15 protein-coding genes and 2 tRNA genes are annotated in these 17,310 nt (G+C 71.5%); 3 read left to right on the forward strand and 14 right to left on the reverse strand.

Annotated elements, in window-relative coordinates:
• Positions 1 to 52: 52 nt before the first annotated feature.
• The 4 genes from EOT10_RS29960 to leuS all read right to left on the reverse strand — a co-directional run bounded on the left by EOT10_RS29960 (position 53) and on the right by leuS (position 6,075).
• Positions 53 to 1,210, reverse strand: a complete 1,158-nt coding sequence (locus EOT10_RS29960) for a ComEA family DNA-binding protein (RefSeq protein WP_127831500.1) — start codon at positions 1,208 to 1,210, stop codon at positions 53 to 55.
• A gap of 138 nt (positions 1,211 to 1,348) precedes the next feature.
• On the reverse strand, positions 1,349 to 2,194 hold the full coding sequence (locus EOT10_RS29965) for a DegV family protein (protein ID WP_127831501.1): 846 nt from the start codon (positions 2,192 to 2,194) through the stop codon (positions 1,349 to 1,351).
• Between the two features lie 63 nt (positions 2,195 to 2,257).
• Positions 2,258 to 3,004: a hypothetical protein gene (locus EOT10_RS29970; RefSeq protein ID WP_127831502.1), complete on the reverse strand. Its 747-nt coding sequence runs from the start codon at positions 3,002 to 3,004 to the stop codon at positions 2,258 to 2,260.
• 191 nt (positions 3,005 to 3,195) lie between these two features.
• Positions 3,196 to 6,075 (reverse strand): leucine--tRNA ligase, encoded by a 2,880-nt coding sequence (gene leuS, locus EOT10_RS29975; RefSeq protein ID WP_127831503.1) that lies wholly within the window; start codon positions 6,073 to 6,075, stop codon positions 3,196 to 3,198.
• Between the two features lie 426 nt (positions 6,076 to 6,501).
• On the opposite strand from leuS, the gene EOT10_RS29980 reads away from it, so the two are divergent.
• Together EOT10_RS29980 and EOT10_RS29985 are read left to right on the forward strand one after the other, a co-directional pair.
• Positions 6,502 to 7,758, forward strand: a complete 1,257-nt coding sequence (locus tag EOT10_RS29980; protein WP_223281294.1) for a cytochrome b/b6 domain-containing protein — start codon at positions 6,502 to 6,504, stop codon at positions 7,756 to 7,758.
• On the forward strand, positions 7,755 to 9,344 hold the full coding sequence (locus EOT10_RS29985; RefSeq protein WP_127831504.1) for an NADH-quinone oxidoreductase subunit NuoF family protein: 1,590 nt from the start codon (positions 7,755 to 7,757) through the stop codon (positions 9,342 to 9,344). Before EOT10_RS29980 ends, EOT10_RS29985 begins: the two co-directional genes overlap by 4 nt.
• 113 nt (positions 9,345 to 9,457) lie before the next feature.
• Here EOT10_RS29985 and EOT10_RS29990 read toward each other — a convergent pair.
• From EOT10_RS29990 to EOT10_RS41430, 9 genes are all read right to left on the reverse strand, one after another.
• A tRNA-Ala gene (locus tag EOT10_RS29990) sits at positions 9,458 to 9,530 on the reverse strand.
• A 109-nt stretch (positions 9,531 to 9,639) separates the two neighbouring features.
• Positions 9,640 to 9,873, reverse strand: a complete 234-nt coding sequence (locus EOT10_RS29995) for a hypothetical protein (RefSeq protein ID WP_127831505.1) — start codon at positions 9,871 to 9,873, stop codon at positions 9,640 to 9,642.
• Between the two features lie 470 nt (positions 9,874 to 10,343).
• A tRNA-Ala gene (locus tag EOT10_RS30000) sits at positions 10,344 to 10,416 on the reverse strand.
• Between the two features lie 99 nt (positions 10,417 to 10,515).
• Positions 10,516 to 11,181 carry a histidine phosphatase family protein gene (locus tag EOT10_RS30005; protein ID WP_127831506.1) on the reverse strand — a complete coding sequence of 222 codons (666 nt, stop codon included), beginning with the start codon at positions 11,179 to 11,181 and terminating at the stop codon, positions 10,516 to 10,518.
• Positions 11,178 to 11,636, reverse strand: a complete 459-nt coding sequence (rsfS, locus tag EOT10_RS30010; RefSeq protein WP_127831507.1) for a ribosome silencing factor — start codon at positions 11,634 to 11,636, stop codon at positions 11,178 to 11,180. Before rsfS ends, EOT10_RS30005 begins: the two co-directional genes overlap by 4 nt.
• A gap of 128 nt (positions 11,637 to 11,764) precedes the next feature.
• Positions 11,765 to 13,552 (reverse strand): LCP family protein, encoded by a 1,788-nt coding sequence (locus EOT10_RS30015; protein WP_223281295.1) that lies wholly within the window; start codon positions 13,550 to 13,552, stop codon positions 11,765 to 11,767.
• 16 nt (positions 13,553 to 13,568) lie between these two features.
• Positions 13,569 to 14,231 carry a nicotinate-nucleotide adenylyltransferase gene (nadD, locus tag EOT10_RS30020; protein WP_127831509.1) on the reverse strand — a complete coding sequence of 221 codons (663 nt, stop codon included), beginning with the start codon at positions 14,229 to 14,231 and terminating at the stop codon, positions 13,569 to 13,571.
• Positions 14,232 to 14,456: 225 nt separating this feature from the next.
• Positions 14,457 to 14,621: a hypothetical protein gene (locus EOT10_RS41425; RefSeq protein ID WP_189492240.1), complete on the reverse strand. Its 165-nt coding sequence runs from the start codon at positions 14,619 to 14,621 to the stop codon at positions 14,457 to 14,459.
• A 145-nt stretch (positions 14,622 to 14,766) separates the two neighbouring features.
• Positions 14,767 to 14,943 carry a hypothetical protein gene (locus EOT10_RS41430; RefSeq protein WP_189492243.1) on the reverse strand — a complete coding sequence of 59 codons (177 nt, stop codon included), beginning with the start codon at positions 14,941 to 14,943 and terminating at the stop codon, positions 14,767 to 14,769.
• Between the two features lie 107 nt (positions 14,944 to 15,050).
• On the opposite strand from EOT10_RS41430, the gene EOT10_RS30025 reads away from it, so the two are divergent.
• Positions 15,051 to 16,133 (forward strand): M48 family metallopeptidase, encoded by a 1,083-nt coding sequence (locus tag EOT10_RS30025; protein ID WP_127831510.1) that lies wholly within the window; start codon positions 15,051 to 15,053, stop codon positions 16,131 to 16,133.
• Between the two features lie 54 nt (positions 16,134 to 16,187).
• On the opposite strand, the gene EOT10_RS30030 is transcribed toward EOT10_RS30025, so the two are convergent.
• Positions 16,188 to 17,267, reverse strand: a complete 1,080-nt coding sequence (locus tag EOT10_RS30030; RefSeq protein WP_127831511.1) for an SCO2583 family membrane protein — start codon at positions 17,265 to 17,267, stop codon at positions 16,188 to 16,190.
• Positions 17,268 to 17,310 lie beyond the last annotated feature (43 nt).

The raw sequence follows: 17,310 nt of genomic DNA on the forward strand, positions 1-17,310 counted from the left end.
CGCCCCGCCGACGCCCCTCGCCCCACCGGCGGCGCCGCAACTCCCGTGCGCCTCATGGCCGTACGAGATTCTGGAGGTCGGAGAAGCGCCGGTCGCCGATGCCGTTGACCTCGCGTAACTCGTCGACGGAGCGGAAACCCCCGTGCTCGGTGCGGTAGTCGATGATGTGCTGGGCCAGGACGGGGCCGACGCCCGGCAATGTGTCGAGCTGTTCGGCGGTGGCGGTGTTGAGACCGATCGGGCCCGCAGCCGCGGCCCCGGCCCCGGCGGCTCCCGCAGCTCCGGCCCCCGTCCCGCCCGGCGCCGCGGGGGCGCCCACGACCACCTGCTCTCCGTCCGCCAGCAGGCGCGCCCTGTTGATTCCCGTGAGGTCGACGCCCGGGCGGATCCCGCCGGCGGCGCGCAACGCGTCGGCGACCCTGGATCCGGCCGGCAGCCGGTGGATCCCGGGGCTCCGCACCTTCCCGCTGACGTCCACCACGATCTCCGCCCCACCGGTGCCGCCGGAACCGCCGGTGCCGGCCACACCTCCCGGGGTCTGCGCCCCTCCCGCCGGTGCGGACGGACCGGGCCCCGGCTGACCGGCGCCGGACGCACCGGCCCCCTCGCCGGGCGCCGCCGACCGCACCACCTCGGGCGCGCTCACCGGCTGAGCCCGCCCGGCCCAGAAGTGGTGCACGGCGAAACCGGCGGCGACGACCAGCACCACGACCAGAGCGATCACGCTCCGCCGCTCGAGCCCGCACCGCGTCTGCATCCACAGCGGCATCCGCTCACGCACGGCGAACACCGCGCGCTCCCGCCAGGGGGCCGCCGCAGGCCTCTCGACCTCGCCCGCCCCCTCGTCCCGCTCCCCCGCGAAGTCCCCCGCCGCCGCCTCGTCGACATCGGCACCAGCACCAGTACCAGCACCGACCCGAGCCCACCGCGGAGGACGTGAGGACGCGGTGCCGGCCCACCGTGGAAGGGGCGCAGGCGCCGGCCGCACCCACTCCACCGGACCCGGCGAGCCCCGCGGCCCACCCCGCCCCTGCGCGAACAACGCCTCCGCCCGCAACCTCAACGCCTCGGCCGACGCCTGCCGATAGCGCCTCCGCACCCGCCTACGCCGCTGCCACGTCCCCGACCCGGCCCCGGGCGCCCCGTCCCCCGCAGCCGCAAGCGTCTCTGAATGTTCCGCCGCCTCTGAAAAAGCTGATCCAAGTGCCATGTCACGAACGCTAGGCACTTCGCGAAATCGCCGGTGATCTTGCTCAATTCCCGGGGACAACCTGGCAGTTGTGGATAACTCCGTCACCCACAACGCTCAACCCGCAACACTCAGCCCACGACCTGAGGAACCGTCACCTCACCGAGGCGACACAACCGCCCCCAGCAACCCCGGCCCCGTATGCGCCCCGATCACCGCGCCGACCTCACTGACATGCAGGTCCATCAGCCCCGGAACCCCCTCCCGCAGCCGGTCCGCGAACGTCTGCGCCCGGTCCGGTGCCGCGAGATGGTGCACCGCGATGTCGACCTCGCTCGCCCCCGCGCGCTCCGTGACGATCTCCTGGAGCCGGGCGATCGCCTTCGACGAGGTGCGCACCTTCTCGAGCAGTTCGATGCGTCCGCCCTCCAGCTGCAGCAGCGGCTTCACGGCGAGTGCCGAGCCGAGCAGTGCCTGGGCGGCGCCGATACGGCCGCCGCGGCGGAGATAGTCCAGCGTGTCGACGTAGAAGTACGCGGCGGTGGCGGCGGCCCGCTTCTCCGCCGCGGTCACGGCCTCGTCTGCCGTGCCGCCCGCGTCCGCCACCTCGGCGGCGGTGAGCGCGCAGAACCCGAGGGCCATCGCGACCATGCCGGTGTCCACGACTCTGACCGGCACCGGCGCCTCGCGCGCCGCGAGGACCGCGGCGTCGTACGTGCCGGAGAGTTCGGACGACAGATGGAGCGAGACGACGGCGGTCGCGCCCGCCTCGGCCACCTTGCGATAGGTGGCGGCGAAGACCTCGGGGCTCGGCCGGGACGTGGTCACCGGCCGGCGCTTCTGGAGGGCTTCGGCGAGTGAACGTGTGGAGATCTCCGCGCCCTCGTCGAGGGCCTGGTCGCCGAGGACCACGGTCAGGGGGACCGCGGTGATCCCGTGACGCTCCATCGTCCCCTGCGGCAGGTAGGCCGTTGAATCCGTGACGATCGCGACATGGCGGGACATGAGCTGGAGATTACCTGCCCGGGCCGGTGGACGGCAGCCCGGCCCCGGTGGCTCCGGCGCGCGTCAAGTCGTGCTCTCCGGGCGGGCTTTCTTCTGCCAAGGATAGGTGGGGCGCGGGTCGGCCGGGGTGATCGCGGGCCGGTCGGCCTCCTCGGCAGGTCCGCTCTCCGGGGTCTCCGGCCACGTCTGATGCGTGGCGGGGCGCTCCGGGGACGGGGAGTCGGGCCATGACGGCGGCGTCGGCGCGGTCTCGGGCGACGGTTCGGTCGTCCAGTGCCGCAGCGCCCCCGCCTCCACGTCGATCTGCGCGCTCAGGGTCTCCAGGTCGTCGTCCACGAGCCGGTGCGCGCGGTCTCTGGCCGCGCGGCGCAGGGAGTCGGCCGAGCCGGTGATCCGCTCCGTCCGCCGCCGCAGGTCGGGCAGGAGCTCGGCGAGATGCGCCTTGTCCGGCTCGGTCTCCAGCCGCTTCAGGTCCTCGTCCAGCTCATGGCCGTGCACGCTGAGCCGTGCGAAAAGGTCAAGCGACTCCTTGAGCGTGGGGTCGTCGACCACGTGCGCGTGGAGCGCGTCCTGGGTGGATCTCATCGACGTGCGCAGCTTGAGGCGTAGTTGGGCCAGCTCGCCGACGGCGCCCGGCTGGGCGAACGATTTGGCCCGCAGCGTCGTGTCCTCCACCGAACGGCGGGCCTGCGCGACCGTGCGGTCCACTCCGCGCTTGGCGGCTCCGACCACCTTCACCGTCGCGTACACACCGAGGGCCACGAACAGTACGAAGACGAGCGCCACTATTGCGAACACGGCCTCTCCCATGACGCTCCTCCCGACGAGGACAGCGGTCCGTCCGCCTCTTTCACTCTTCCACCGTAAACGGAAAAGGCAGGCCGGAGGTTCCAGCGGAACCCCCAACCTGCCCGTAGGGAACAACCCTGATCCCTGATCCCTGATCCGGCTGACCGGCTAACCGGCTAACCGGCTAACCGGCTAACCGGAGCGGTCGTCGCTCACGCGGGGACGATGTTCACCAGCTTCGGCGCCCGCACGATGACCTTGCGGATGCCGGCCCCGTCCAGCGCGGCGACGACGCGCTCGTCGGCCAGAGCGACCTTCTCCAGCTCCTCGTCGGAGATCGACGGGGACACCTCCAGGCGCGCCTTGACCTTGCCCTTGATCTGCACGACGCAGGTCACGGACTCGTCCACGACGTACGCGGGGTCGGCGACGGGGAAGTCCTGGTGGACGACCGAGTCGGCGTGCCCCAGCTTGCGCCACAGCTCCTCGGCGATGTGCGGGGCCAGCGGCGCGACCAGCAGGACCAGGCGGTCGGCGACGCTGCGCGACAGCGGCCCGCCCACCTTGGTCAGGTGGTTGTTCAGCTCGGTGACCTTGGCGATGGCGGTGTTGAAGCGCATGCCCTCCAGGTCCTGGCGGACGCCGTCGATCGCCTTGTGCAGCGCGCGCAGCGTGTCCTCGTCGGCGTCGCCGTCGACCACGGTGACCTCGCCGGTCGCCTCGTCCACGACGTTGCGCCACAGGCGCTGCAGCAGACGGAACTGGCCCACCACCGCGCGCGTGTCCCACGGCCGCGAGACGTCCAGGGGGCCCATCGCCATCTCGTACAGGCGCAGGGTGTCCGCGCCGTACTCGGCGCAGATCTCGTCCGGCGTGACGGCGTTCTTCAGGGACTTGCCCATCTTGCCCAGCAGACGGGAGACCTTCTCGCCCTCGAAGTAGTACGCGCCGTCGCGCTCCTCGACCTCGGCGGCGGGCACCGCGATACCGCGGCTGTCGCGGTACACGTAGGCCTGGATCATGCCCTGGTTGTACAGCTTGTGGAACGGCTCGGCCGACGAGATGTGGCCCAGGTCGAACAGCATCTTCGACCAGAAGCGGGCGTACAGCAGGTGCAGCACGGCGTGCTCGGCGCCGCCCACGTACAGGTCGACGCCGCCGGTGGGCTGGCCCTCGCGGGGGCCCATCCAGTACTGCTCGATGGCCGGGTCGACCAGCTTCTCGCTGTTGTGGGGGTCCAGGTAGCGCAGCTCGTACCAGCACGAACCCGCCCAGTTGGGCATGGTGTTGGTCTCGCGGCGGTACTTCTTCGGACCGGTGCCGTCGCCCAGGTCCAGGGTGACGTTCACCCACTCCTCGTTGCGCGACAGCGGCGTCTCGGGCTCGGTGTCGGCGTCGTCCGCGTCGAAGGTCCGCGGGGTGTAGTCGTCGACCTCCGGCAGTTCCAGCGGCAGCATCGACTCGGGCAGCGAGTGCGCGACGCCGTCCTCGTCGTAGACGATCGGGAAGGGCTCGCCCCAGTAGCGCTGGCGGCTGAACAGCCAGTCGCGCAGGCGGAAGTTGACGGTGCCGCGGCCGATGCCGGTGCGCTCCAGCCACTCCGTCATCCGGGCCTTGGCGTCGGCGACGCCCAGGCCGTCCACGGAGATCTCGTCGCTCGACGAGTTGACCAGGCGTGCCTCGTAGGAGCTGAACGCGTCGTCCCACGTGGCGGTGTCGGTGCCGCGGTCGTCGGACGGCTGCACGACACAGCGCATGGGCAGCTCGAAGGCGCGCGCGAACGCGAAGTCGCGGCTGTCGTGCGCGGGGACGGCCATGATCGCGCCGGTGCCGTAGCCCATCAGGACGTAGTCGGCGATGAAGACGGGGACCTTCTCGCCGCTGACCGGGTTGGTCGCGTACGCGCCGGTGAAGACGCCGGTCTTGTCCTTGGCCTCGGCCTGCCGCTCGACGTCCGACTTCGAGGCGGCCTGCTTGCGGTAGGCGGCGACGGCCTCGGCGGGGGTCGCGTGGCCACCCGTCCAGACGTCGTGGGTTCCCTCGGGCCAGGCGGCGGGGACGATCCGGTCCACCAGGTCGTGCTCGGGCGCCAGAACCATGTAGGTGGCACCGAACAGGGTGTCCTGGCGGGTGGTGAAGACGGTGATCGCGTCGTCGCCGACGGGGAAGTCGACGCGGGCGCCCTCCGAGCGGCCGATCCAGTTGCGCTGCTGCAGCTTGATCGCCTCGGGCCAGTCCAGGGCGTCCAGGTCGTCCAGCAGGCGGTCCGCGTAGGCGGTGATGCGCATGTTCCACTGGCGCAGCTTGGCCTTGAAGACGGGGTAGTTGCCGCGCTCGGACCGGCCGTCGGCGGTGACTTCCTCGTTGGCCAGCACGGTGCCCAGGCCGGGGCACCAGTTGACGGGCGCCTCGGAGGCGTACGCCAGCCGGTACTCGCTCAGGACGTCGGCCCGCTCGGCGGCGGTCAGCTCGTGCCACGCGCGCGTGGAGCCCGGTACGGCGCGCTCACCGCTCTCGAACTGCGCGATCAGCTGGTCGATCGGGCGGGCCTTCTTCGCCTCGTCGTCGTACCAGGCGTTGAAGATCTGGACGAAGATCCACTGGGTCCACTTGTAGTACTCGGGGTCGATCGTGGCGAACGACCGGCGCTTGTCGTGGCCCAGGCCCAGGCGGCGCAGCTGGGACTTCATGTTGACCATGTTGGCCTCGGTCGACGTGCGCGGGTGGGTGCCCGTCTGCACGGCGTACTGCTCGGCCGGCAGGCCGAACGCGTCGAAGCCCAGGGTGTGCAGGACGTTGTGCCCGTTCATCCGCTGGAAGCGCGCGAAGACGTCCGTGGCGATGTAGCCCAGCGGATGGCCGACGTGCAGGCCCGCACCCGAGGGGTACGGGAACATGTCCATGACGAACTTCTTGGGCCGGGACGCGACCTCGGGGTCACCGGCCAGGTCACCGCTCGGGTTCGGCGCCTCGTACGTGCCGTCGGCGTCCCAGAAGTCCTGCCAGCGTGCCTCGATGTCGGCGGCCATCGCCGCCGTGTAGCGGTGCGGCGCGGCCACCTCGGAAGCGGCAGCGGAATTCGTCTCGCTCATGATCCTCAAAGCTCCATCGATCGTCTCTGCTTACGGCTGACCGCGCTGGTCAAACAAAAATGCCCCTCGCACAGGAGGGGGCGCCGCGCCGATTCCGATCCGCGATTCGTCAGCGGTCGGGACTGATCAGCGCGGCTCGCTAAGCAGAAGGCGTACGGCACGCATGGCGTCAGGGTACCGCAGGGCCCACAGGGGCCGCGACGGGCTTCCACGGCGGGGCGCCGGGCGGCCACGGGAGCCCCATGGGAGTGCCACGGGAAGACCGAGGGCCAAGGGTTACTCCGCGTACCGACTTCTATCGGGGCAACACAAAACCCACACCTCCACTAGATAACAACGAGATAACTCAAACCCCCTACCGGCCGGTATGGACCGACCTAGAGTGCGGCGCGGGACCGCTTTGCCGAGCCATTCGGAGTCGCCCCCATGAACCCTCCACCGCACTCCCCGCCGTACCCCCCGCCGCCCTCCCCACCGAACTCCTGGACCAGCTCCCGGACGCACTCCGGTACGCACTCCGGTACGGGATTCGGGACGGGTTTCGGGACGGGTTTCGGGACGAACTCCCGGCGCCCCGGCCGCAGGATCCGCCCCTCACCGGGCCCCGGCCGGACCGTACGGGGAGCCCTGTGCGCGGCGGCCCTGCTGCTGATACCCCTAGTGGTTCTCGGGGGGAGCGACGCCTTCCGCGCCGCGCTCGACTTCACCACCGGAGTGCTGTCCCTGGTGTCCCTGACAGCGTCCGTCGTCTGGGGCCTGGTCGCCTCCGACCGGCTGTTCCTGACCGTGCGCCGGCGCCTGCTCGCGCAGGCCGTGCACCGGGCCACGGCGGTCGCCTCGATCGGCTTCCTGCTGCTGCACGTCACCGTCAAACTGGCCCTCGGCCATGTGTCCGCGCTCGGCGCGCTGCTCCCCTTCGGACTCGGCGTCACCGGCAGCGCGGGCCTCATCGGCCTCGGCTCGCTGGGCGGCCTCCTCATGGTGACCACCGGCGTCACCGGCGCCCTGCGCAAGACCTTCGCCTCCCCCGCCCGGATCGCCTCCCGCTGGCGCGCCCTGCACATGCTCGCCTACCCCGCCTGGTGCTGCGCGCTGCTCCACGGCCTGTACGCGGGACGCCAGCCGCAGACCTACGTGGTGGTCCTCTACTGCCTGTGCCTGGTCGCCGTGAGCGGCGCGGTCGCCCTGCGCGCGGCGCCCGGCCCCGTCAAGCGCGAGGTCGCCGCCCGCGTCCTCGCCCTGCTGGACACCGGCGCCGGGCCGGGCCGGGGCCCCCGCACCAAGGACGTCACCCCACCACCCTCGTACGAGCCCCCGGCGCGCCCCACGTACGCCCCGCGCCCCGCCACCTCCTCCCACGGCGTCGGCGTCGGCTTCTCAGCCGCCTACCGCGCGGTCTCGGCCCCCATCGCCCCGCCCCCCGTCACCCACGAGCCCCACGAGCATTACGAACCCCCCGCACCCCCCGCACCCCCCGCGCCCCACGAACGCTGGCCGGCCCCGTCCCCGCCACCCCCCGCCCAGGCGCCCCCGTCCCCGTCCGCGTACGACCCCACCCTCGACACCCCCTACGGCAGCACCCCTGGCGTCCAGACCGGGCCCGCCGCCGACACCCTGCCCGGCCCGTTCCAGGCCCCCAGCGCGGGTGAGCCGTGGGGCGCGCCGCCCGGAGGCCCCCAGTGAACACCGCGCTGCCCGACGTCCCCGAGGTCCGCGTCGTCGGGCTCCCCCAGCTCACCTCGGGCTTCGACCTGGTCGAGCGCCTCGACCTGGCCATGCACCTGAAGGTGCACGGCCCGCTCGAACCGATGGGCGGTGAGCAACTGGCCGCGTTGGCCGGGCAGATCGCGCTGCGCGGGCGGGGCGGCGCGGGGTTCCCCTTCGCCGAGAAGCTCCGCGCGGTCGCCCGGTCGGCGATAGGGCGGGGCGTACGTCCCGTCGTCGTGGTCAACGGCAGCGAGGACGAGCCCGCCTGCCGCAAGGACACGGTGCTGATCAACCGCGCCCCGCACCTCGTCCTCGACGGGGCACTCCTGGCCGCCGAGGCGCTCGGCGCCCGCACCCTCGTCGTGGGCGTGACCCGCGACTCCACCGAGGCGTCGACGCGGGCCGCGCTCGCCGAGCGGGGCCTGTCCGACCGCCGTGGCGCCCCGCTACGCGCGCGCGTGCAGCGCAATCCCGTACGTATGGTCACCGGGGAGTCGTCCGCCCTGATCCGCTCGGCGGACGGCGGACCGCCCGTGCCCCCGGGCCGCAAGGCGCGCGCGTCCGACTCCGGCGTGGGCGGCGCGCCCACGCTCCTGTCGAACGCCGAGACGTTCGCGCAGCTCGCGGTCGCCGCCCGCATCGGCGCCGAGCGCTACTGCCGCACCGGCCTGCGCGACGAGCCGGGCACGGTCCTGCTGACCCTCTCCGGAGACGTCGCCCGCCCGATGGTCCTCGAAGCGCCGTCAGGAGTGCCGCTGCGGTACGTACTGCAGCTGGCCGGCGCCCCGCCGCTCCCCCAGGGCGTCCTGACCGGCGGGTACCACGGGAAGTGGCTCGACGCGTACGCGGCGCAGGAGGCGGTGGTCTCCCGCGTGTCCCTGGAGACGGCCGGGGGCGCGCTCGGCGCGGGCGCGATCCTGCCCGTCGGCGCGGACACCTGCCCGCTCGGGGAGGCGCTCCGGGTGGCGCGGTGGCTGGCCTCGGAGAGCGCGGGCCAGTGCGGGCCCTGCTATCTGGGTCTGCCGGCGGCGGCGCGCGGCCTGGAGGACGTCCTGAACGGCGGCGGCCCGACCGCCCTCGAAGCGCTCCAGCAGGTCACCAGGGCGGTGAAGCGGCGCGGGGCGTGCAAGCACCCGGACGGTTCGGCCGCGTTCCTGGAGTCGACGATCGCAGCGTTCAAGGACGATCTCGCCGCGCATGTTCTAGGGGGCGGCTGCGGGCGTCCCGTACGGGGCGTGCTGCCGCTGCACACGCGGGCGCCGCGGGGCGAGTCCCCCAGTGGCCGGCGGCTCGCGGTGGACTGGACGCTGTGCGAGGGCCATGGGCTGTGCGCGGACATCGTGCCGGAGCTGATCCAGCTGGGGCCGGACGGCTATCCGTCCGTGGCGGAGGCTCCGGTGGCGCGCTATGCGGAGGCGCGCGCGGTGCGGGCCGTGCGCCGGTGTCCCGCGCTGGCGCTGCGTATCGAGGACGACCCGGCCGCGGCTCCGGCCCGCCCGCCCCTGCCGCCCGCGCTCCCGCCGGGCCGCGGACGCAGGGCCCTGGGCAGCGGCCGCGGCTGACGACCGGCCAGCGACGCGATCGGCCACCGACGCGACGGACGCGGCTCACGGCCGGCATACGAAAGCGGGCCATCCGATCGGGTGGCCCGCTTTCACTGACTGTCCAACTACTGTGGAGCTAAGGAGAATTGAACTCCTGACCTCCTGCATGCCATGCAGGCGCTCTACCAACTGAGCTATAGCCCCTTGTTTCGTTCCGCCCGGTTTCCCCGGCGGCGACGCCAACATTACCGGGCACCCGGTGCATCACCAAATCGATTCCACCCTGGCCCGATTTACCCGTTTTCAGGCACTCTCACGCCGTGGCGAACGAGTAGAACCGCTTGAGGGTGCAGTGCTCGTCGAGCAGCCGGCCGTAGATCGGTTCGCCCTCCAGCTCCCGATATGTCTCGATCGGGTCGCCCTTTATGATCAGCGCCCGCGCGCACTCCTCGCACCAGTACTGGTAGTCGGGGTTGACCGGCTCCATGTCCCTGACGATGGGCGTGCCGCTGCCGCACCAGTCGCACTTCCTCCTGTGTGACCCCATGTCGCTCAGCTCCAGCTGTGGCCGCAGGCCGGACAGTCGAGGAAGGGGGACAGGCAAGAAGACGGGACTGAGGACAGACAGGAAGGGAGGAAGGGGGAATGGAAGGAAGAAGAAGGAAGGGAACGGGCGGTATCGGCCGGTCTCACTGCCACGCCGAGGGGGCGGTCGGCCGCCTCGGTGATGCGCGCGGGCATCGCGTTCTCCCTCCCGTCGGGCCGACTTCGTCGAACGGATGCGGCCCTCTACCGGCCGTCCGATTCTGCCACGGCCGGAGCGTCACGGTCAGCGACGCATGCGTACCGGTCCGGACACGGCGCCGAGTTCGGCCGCTCCGGCCAGCGCATACGCGCCTCGCGGAGGTGTACGTGCCCAAGACCCGGGCGACTCAAGGCAGTCGGGGAACGTGCGCGGGCAACAAAAAATCCCGCCCTGTCCGGGCGGGATCTTTGTGAAGCCGAGGCTTCCGACTGTGGAGCTAAGGAGAATTGAACTCCTGACCTCCTGCATGCCATGCAGGCGCTCTACCAACTGAGCTATAGCCCCTTGCGTTCTCCCCGCTCTGCGCGGCTGCGAACAAGAAGAACTCTAGCCTGCGACCTGCCGGAAAGTGAAATCCGGCCGTCCTGGCCCCTTCCGGAGGGGTCAGACGTCGTCGCCTAGCACCGGCTCGGGCAGCGTGCCCGCGTTGTGCTCGAGGAGCCGCCAGCCGCGCGCGCCCTGGCCGAGGACGGACCAGCAGCAGTTGGAGAGGCCGCCGAGGCTTTCCCAGTGGCGGGACTCCAGACCGAGGAGGCGGCCGATGGTGGTGCGGATCGTGCCGCCGTGGCTGACCACGACGAGCGTGCCGTCCTGCGGCAGCTTCTCCGCGTGCCGCAGCACGACGGGGGCGGCCCGGTCGGCGACCTCCGTCTCGAGCTCGCCGCCGCCGCGGCGCACCGGCTCACCGCGCTTCCACGCGGCGTACTGGTCACCGTGCCGGGCGATGATCTCGTCGTGCGTGAGGCCCTGCCACTCACCCGCGTAGGTCTCGCGCAGGCCCTCGTCGTGCGTGACGTCGAGGCCCGTGAGCGCGGCCAGCTCGCCGGCCGTGGCGGCGGCCCTGCTGAGGTCGGACGCGACGATGGCGTCCGGCTTCAGCGAGGCGAGCAGCCGGGCCGCCCTGCGGGCCTGCGTGACGCCGGTCTCGGTCAGGCCGATGTCCGTGGAGCCCTGGAAGCGGCGCTCCAGGTTCCACGAGGTCTGGCCGTGCCGCCACAGGATGACGCGCCGCCCGCGGGCCGGGCGGGTGCCGGGACCCGCGGCGGTCAACGCAGCTCTCCGCCCAGCAGGCGAAGCTCCCCGGCCTCCTCCGCGGCCTGCGTCGCCTGGGCGTGCTCCTGCGCCTTGCCACGGGTGGCCTTGGCGTCCTCGGGCAGCTCCACCTCGGGGCAGTCCTTCCACAGGCGCTCGAGGGCGTAGTAGACGCGCTCCTCGCTGTGCTGGACGTGGACGACGATGTCGACGTAGTCGAGCAGGATCCAGCGGGCGTCGCGGTCGCCCTCGCGGCGGACCGGCTTGGCGCCGAGCTCCTTGTTCAGGCGCTCCTCGATCTCGTCGACGATCGACTTGACCTGGCGGTCGTTGGGCGCGGAGGCCAGCAGGAAGGCGTCGGTGATCGACAGCACGTCGCTGACGTCGTACGCGATGATGTCGTGCGCGAGCTTGTCGGCGGCCGCCTGTGCGGCGGCGGTGATGAGCTCGAGGGAACGGTCAGTGGCGGTCACTACAAGGCTTTCCGTCGGTGGGCAGTGATCCCCTGAGGGGATGTTCCAAGGGTCTCACGGTCCGCCGACACCCCTTACGGGATTACCCGGCCCCCTCGGCGACACCGCCGAGGGGGCCGGACCCGTGTCTACTGCCCGCCGGTGTAGTCCTGGCCGAGGACCACGGACACGTCCGCGTTCGCCTCGGTGGTGCCCTTGCGTACCGCGCTCGTCGGCAGGCCCAGGGTCTTGGCGACCTCGACGGCGTCCTGCTTGCGGCCGGCGTCGGAGTACGTGATCTGCGTCGCGGCCTGGGGCACGGCGCCCGATCCGGCGTCGACGAAGGTGTAGCCGCCGTTGATCAGGGTGACCCTGGCCTTCCCCGTGCGGTCCTTGACGCCGGTGGCGTTCTTGATGCCCACCCGTACCGGGGCGCCCTTGCCGGGGTTCTTGACCGTCCCGCCGAGGACATCCTTGACGACGCTGCCGGTGGCCTGTTCGGACAGGGTGCCGTCCTGCTGCACGGGCAGGAGCGCGGTCTTGTAGTCGCCGCCCTTGGCCCGGTCGGCGAGCTTGGCGAGGAACGCGCCGAGGTCCTTGTCACCGAGCGACGGGTCGAGGATCTGGGCGAGGGACTGCACGGTGACGGTGGCGTCGTGCGGGTCGGACGACAGCTTGCCCAGCACGCCCTGCATGACCTGGCCGAACCGCATGAGCTGCGCGGACTCGGCCTCGCCGGGCGCACGGTAGGTGGCGTACGCGACGGCCATCGGGCCGCTGAGCGTCTGCTGCCGCCCCTTCTTGACCAGGGGGGATGTCGCCTTCTTGGACGCCTTCTTGCCGGATTTCGCGGCCGGGTCCGGAACATCGGTGTTCGTGTCGACGTAGATGTTGCCGACGAGCTCGACGAGGTTGTTGAGATACGGGGTGTCGAGCCGCCAGGTGCCTTCGACGTCCGTGCCGAGGACGGTGTCAATGGCGTCGCGCGTGCCGGAGGACCCGTCGTCGCCGACGGACTTGCCGAGCGTCGTCGGGCTGCCGTCGTCGTCCGTCAGGGCAAGGGAGTTGGGGAGCAGGACGGTGGTGCCCTGCTTGGTGGTGGTGTTGTTGACGAGCAGGGCCGTGGAGGTGCCGCCGCCCTTGGTGTTGTGCAGGTGGACGACGATCACGTCGCGGTTCTGCGGTCCTGCCGTGTCGGCGGGGCCCTTGCCGGAGTCGGTGGAGCCGAAGCCGGGCAGTTTGCCCGCGTACCAGAGGTAGCCGACGCCGCCGGTGACGCAGAGCACGAGGACGACGACGAGGGCGACGACGCGGCTGCGGCCTCGGCGGCGGGCCTCCTCGCGGCGTTCGGTGCGCGACTCCGTGAACTTCAGCCAGTCGATGACGTCTTCGGAGTTCTCGTCCGGTTCCTCCACGAAGGAGAACTGCTCGGTGCGGTACTCGGGCGCCGTGTCGCGCTCACGCGCCGGGGGCTCGGTCCGGGGAGCGGCCTGGGCCGGGATGTGCGCGGTCGCCGTCTGCTGCTCGATGCGCTGCTGTTCTATGCGCTGCTGCTCGACCCGCTGCTGCTGTCCCGTTCCGGCGGCCGTCCCGTAGGGGTCGTAGGAGGAGGGCTGCCCCTGCTGCACGGGCGCACCCGCCCCGTAGGGGTCGTACATGTCGTTGTACGAGGGTGCCGGCGGCTGCTGGCCGGTGGCGTACGGGTCGTAGCCGTACCCCTGGCCGCCGTGACCACCCTGGCCGCCCTGGTCCGCCTGGCCGCCCTGGCCCCCCTGGCCGGGGGGCTGCTGCTGATACCCGTACTGGGGAGGCTGCTGGGGCACCTGCCGGTACACGGGCTGCCCGAACTCGTCGTAGCCGACGAGCTCGTACTGGTCGGACGTGTTGGACGCGTCCCCCGAGTAACTGCCCGAGTAACCGTCGTATCGGTCGTTCACCGGTGCCCCTCTCGGCTCACTCGCCGCGGTACAGCTCGCGCTTGTCGATGTAGCGCACCACACCGTCCGGCACCAGATACCAGACGGGGTCACCCGCGGCGACCCGCGCACGGCAGTCCGTGGACGAGATGGCGAGGGCCGGCACCTCGACGAGCGAGACACCGCCCTCCGGCAGACCGGGGTCGATCAGATGGTGCCCCGGCCGGGTGACGCCGATGAAGTGCGCAAGGGAGAACAGTTCTTCCGTGTACCGCCAGGTGAGGATCTGGCCCAGGGCGTCGGCGCCCGTGATGAAGAAGAGGTCCGTGTCCGGATTGAGCGCGTGCAGATCGCGCAGCGTGTCCGTGGTGTACGTCGGTCCGCCGCGGTCGATGTCGATGCGGCTCACCGAGAACTGGGGGTTCTCGGCGGTCGCGATGACCGTCATCAGATAGCGGTCCTCGGCCGGGCTGACGCGGCGGTCCGTCTTCTGCCACGGCTGCCCGGTGGGCACGAACACGACCTCGTCGAGGTGGAACTGCGCGGCGACCTCGCTGGCGGCCACCAGGTGTCCGTGGTGGATCGGGTCAAACGTTCCGCCCATGACGCCGAGGCGCCGCTTGGCGGTGCTGATCCGTGCCCGGTCCGGGCCGCCGGCCGGGCCGTTCACCGGACTTGTCACCATGTCGTGCTGTCCCATTCCGAATTCCCTCCCCGTGCGCCGGACAGGGTAGTAGATTGAGCTTCCGCCTTCGGGCAACGGTCAGGGCTTGGCCGTCATGAGGCTCTTCCCGAGCCGAGTGAGAAGCCGCTCCCCAGAGGAGCGGAGGAGTCACGCGTGCAGAGCCTACTGGGCAGCACGAACAGCGCCGCCTGTGGGGACGAAGCCTCGGGGCTTCACCCCCACAGACGGCGCTTTTGCACGTCAGCGGTCCCGGTTGAAGCGCGTGGTGATCCACAGCAGCAGAAGCAGCACGAACAGCGCGCCGCCGCCGGTGAGGTACGGGCTGAGGCTGGGGTGGTTGCCGCCGTGCTCGCCGCCTTCGGCGGCGAGGGTGGCCAGCTGGGCAGCGGTGCTGTGGAGGCTCATCGTCAGCAGGACCTATCCGGGTGAGACGGGATACGGGATGGGGAAAATCACGCCCATCGTATGCGGGGGTGTCGACGGCGATCACGCCGACTCTGCCGTACGGGCGTCCCACCTGCTCGGAGCTGTCCCGCCGTCAGCCGTCCCGTCAGTCGTCGCTCGAGTCGTCGCGCTTGTAACCGCGCAGCAGGAACCAGCCCATGAAGGCGCTCCCGAGCACGCCGACGACGATGACCGTGCGCAGCAGATTGCCCGCGCCCTGCTGGTCGGAGGCGGCGGCGCTGACCACGTGCGTGAGCCAGGCGGCGCCGGAGGTGTGCTCCATGGTGTTTCGCTCCTTCGGTGTGCTGCCCCGCCACGGTAACTCCGCCTACTGTGGAGACCTCCTCGGGGGCACAACAGAACACGACGGCACACGAACATGGGGGAAGCATGTCCGACGTCAACGACGACCGGCACGAGCACGTACCGAGCAGGCAGCGGCGCCGCTTCGAGGGGATCTCCTCGCGGGCGTACGAGCACCCGGCCGACCGCTCCGCCCTGGTCGCGCTGCGCAAGCTCAGCGGCTTCGACACGGTCTTCAAGGCCCTCAGCGGTCTGCTGCCCGAGCGTAGTCTGCGTCTGCTCTTCCTCTCGGACTCGGTACGGGTCTCCGACGAGCAGTTCGCGCACCTCAACGACATGCTGCGGGACGCCTGTTACATCCTGGACCTGGAGAAGGTCCCGCCGATGTACGTCACGCAGGACCCCAAGCCCAACGCGATGTGTATCGGCCTCGACGAGCCGATCATCGTCGTCACCACCGGCCTCGTGGAGCTCCTCGACGAGGAGGAGATGCGGGCCGTCGTCGGCCACGAGGTGGGCCACGCGCTGTCCGGCCACGCGGTCTACCGGACGATACTGCTGTTCCTGACCAGCCTCGCGCTCCGCGTCGCGTGGATCCCGCTCGGCAACCTCGCGATCATGGCGATCGTCACGGCGCTGCGCGAGTGGTTCCGCAAGTCGGAGCTGTCCGCGGACCGTGCGGGGCTGCTGGTCGGCCAGGACCTCCAGGCGTCGATGCGCGGCCTGATGAAGATCGCGGGCGGCAACCACCTGCACGAGATGAACGTGGACGCGTTCCTCAAGCAGGCCGACGAGTACGAGGCCGCGGGCGACCTGCGCGACTCCGTCCTGAAGATCCTCAACGTGCTGCCGCGTACGCACCCCTTCACCACGGTCCGCGCGGCCGAGCTGAAGAAGTGGGCCGCGACCCGCGACTACCAGCGGATCATGGACGGCCACTACCCGCGCCGCACCGAGGACAAGGACACCTCGGTCACCGACTCGTTCCGCCAGTCGGCCTCGCACTACGCGGACAACGTGCGCGGCTCCAAGGACCCGCTGATGAAGCTGGTCACGGATCTCGCGGGCGGCGCGGGCGACCTGGGCGGCAAGCTGTTCGGGAAGTTCGGCGGCGGCAGCGGGGGCGGGGGCGGCAACGCCGGCAACCACGGGACGCCGGAGGACGAGTAGGTCAGACGGGCCAGACGGGCCAGACGGGCCGGACGGGCGCGTAGGTCGGACGGGTCAGACAGACGGCTGGGCGCTCGGCGCGAGCGCGCCGCACAGCGACACCCCGGCCGCGTCGCCCGTCGCGTACGGGTCGGTGCCGGCCGGGCCGCCCTTCGCCGGCGCCTGCCCCGCGAGCAGCGGGTGCAGGTGGGCGGCCGAGTCCACGGAGCAGGACAGCGGCCCGGCCTGCAGAGAGCTGACGGCCAGCTCGGCCTGGTGCATGCGCAGGTCGTCCCGGTCGAAGCGGAAGTGCAGCTCACGGCGGACCGTGAACAGGGACGCCTTCGCGCCGGCGGCGGCGCCGGCCGGGCGCAGCGCGTAGACGAAGGTGTGGTCGGAGGCGACCTCCAGGGTGTCCGCGTCGGTCTCCGTGGCGCGCAGGGTGCCCTGGACGCGGATCCGGTTGTCGGCGAGCGTGGTCTGCGCCGGGTCGAAGCGGACGAGCCAGCCGGTGGCCGCGTGCCGGCCGTCGGAGGCGGGCCGGGTGAAGCTCCGGTCGAACTGGTCGAGCTGCTGCGGGTCGAGCAGGATCCGCACGGGCCGTACGGCGTTGCGGGTGAGCACGTCGGGGTCGAGCGACGACTCGACGAGGTAGTCCTTGGCGGTGGTCAGTGCGGTGAGGACCTGGCTCTCGGAGAAGTGCGAGGTGCGCCGGACCGCGGGCAGCTGGATGCCTTCGGCCGCGGTCCTGAACTGGGCGGCGGGGCTGTGCGCGAAGAGCTCGGACACCGACGTCGCGCCGGGCACCCGGCCCGGGGGCGCGAGCGGGACGACGGTCATCCGCAGCGGTTCGGCGTGGTGGGCCGCCGCCGGGTGCAGATACGGGTTGCGTACGCCCATGTAGATCGCCGTGCCGAAGGCGACGACGATCAGGACGACCAGGATCACGGCCTGCTTGGAGAAGCCCCGGTGCGCTCCGGGGCGCCGGCGTACGGCGGGCGCGTGGTCGGCGATGCGCTCCTGCGCGGAGAACTCCTGGAGCCGGGCAGCGCGGATGAACGACTCGTCGAAGACGACGGATCGGTACTCGTCCTCTCCACCACTGCCGGGAGCGCCCTCGGGGGTGCCGTCCGGTGGGTCTCCTGGCCCGCCCATACCTTCAGGGTAGGTCTCCGGGAGGTCCGGTAAACGCCCTGGT

This window comes from Streptomyces antnestii, from assembly GCF_004005495.1.
Lineage (GTDB): Bacteria > Actinomycetota > Actinomycetes > Streptomycetales > Streptomycetaceae > Streptomyces > Streptomyces antnestii.

Bases quoted from the DNA above. Each gene is read 5' to 3' on its own strand.
- EOT10_RS41425 (WP_189492240.1), bottom strand. From the start codon at position 14,621: ATGAGCCTCCACAGCACCGCTGCCCAGCTGGCCACCCTCGCCGCCGAA.
- EOT10_RS30025 (WP_127831510.1), top strand. From the start codon at position 15,051: ATGTCCGACGTCAACGACGACCGGCACGAGCACGTACCGAGCAGGCAG.
- EOT10_RS29960 (WP_127831500.1), bottom strand. From the start codon at position 1,210: ATGGCACTTGGATCAGCTTTTTCAGAGGCGGCGGAACATTCAGAGACG.
- nadD (WP_127831509.1), bottom strand. From the start codon at position 14,231: ATGGGACAGCACGACATGGTGACAAGTCCGGTGAACGGCCCGGCCGGC.
- EOT10_RS30030 (WP_127831511.1), bottom strand. From the start codon at position 17,267: ATGGGCGGGCCAGGAGACCCACCGGACGGCACCCCCGAGGGCGCTCCC.
- EOT10_RS41430 (WP_189492243.1), bottom strand. From the start codon at position 14,943: ATGGAGCACACCTCCGGCGCCGCCTGGCTCACGCACGTGGTCAGCGCC.
- EOT10_RS29965 (WP_127831501.1), bottom strand. From the start codon at position 2,194: ATGTCCCGCCATGTCGCGATCGTCACGGATTCAACGGCCTACCTGCCG.
- EOT10_RS29995 (WP_127831505.1), bottom strand. From the start codon at position 9,873: ATGGGGTCACACAGGAGGAAGTGCGACTGGTGCGGCAGCGGCACGCCC.
- EOT10_RS29970 (WP_127831502.1), bottom strand. From the start codon at position 3,004: ATGGGAGAGGCCGTGTTCGCAATAGTGGCGCTCGTCTTCGTACTGTTC.
- EOT10_RS29980 (WP_223281294.1), top strand. From the start codon at position 6,502: ATGAACCCTCCACCGCACTCCCCGCCGTACCCCCCGCCGCCCTCCCCA.
- leuS (WP_127831503.1), bottom strand. From the start codon at position 6,075: ATGAGCGAGACGAATTCCGCTGCCGCTTCCGAGGTGGCCGCGCCGCAC.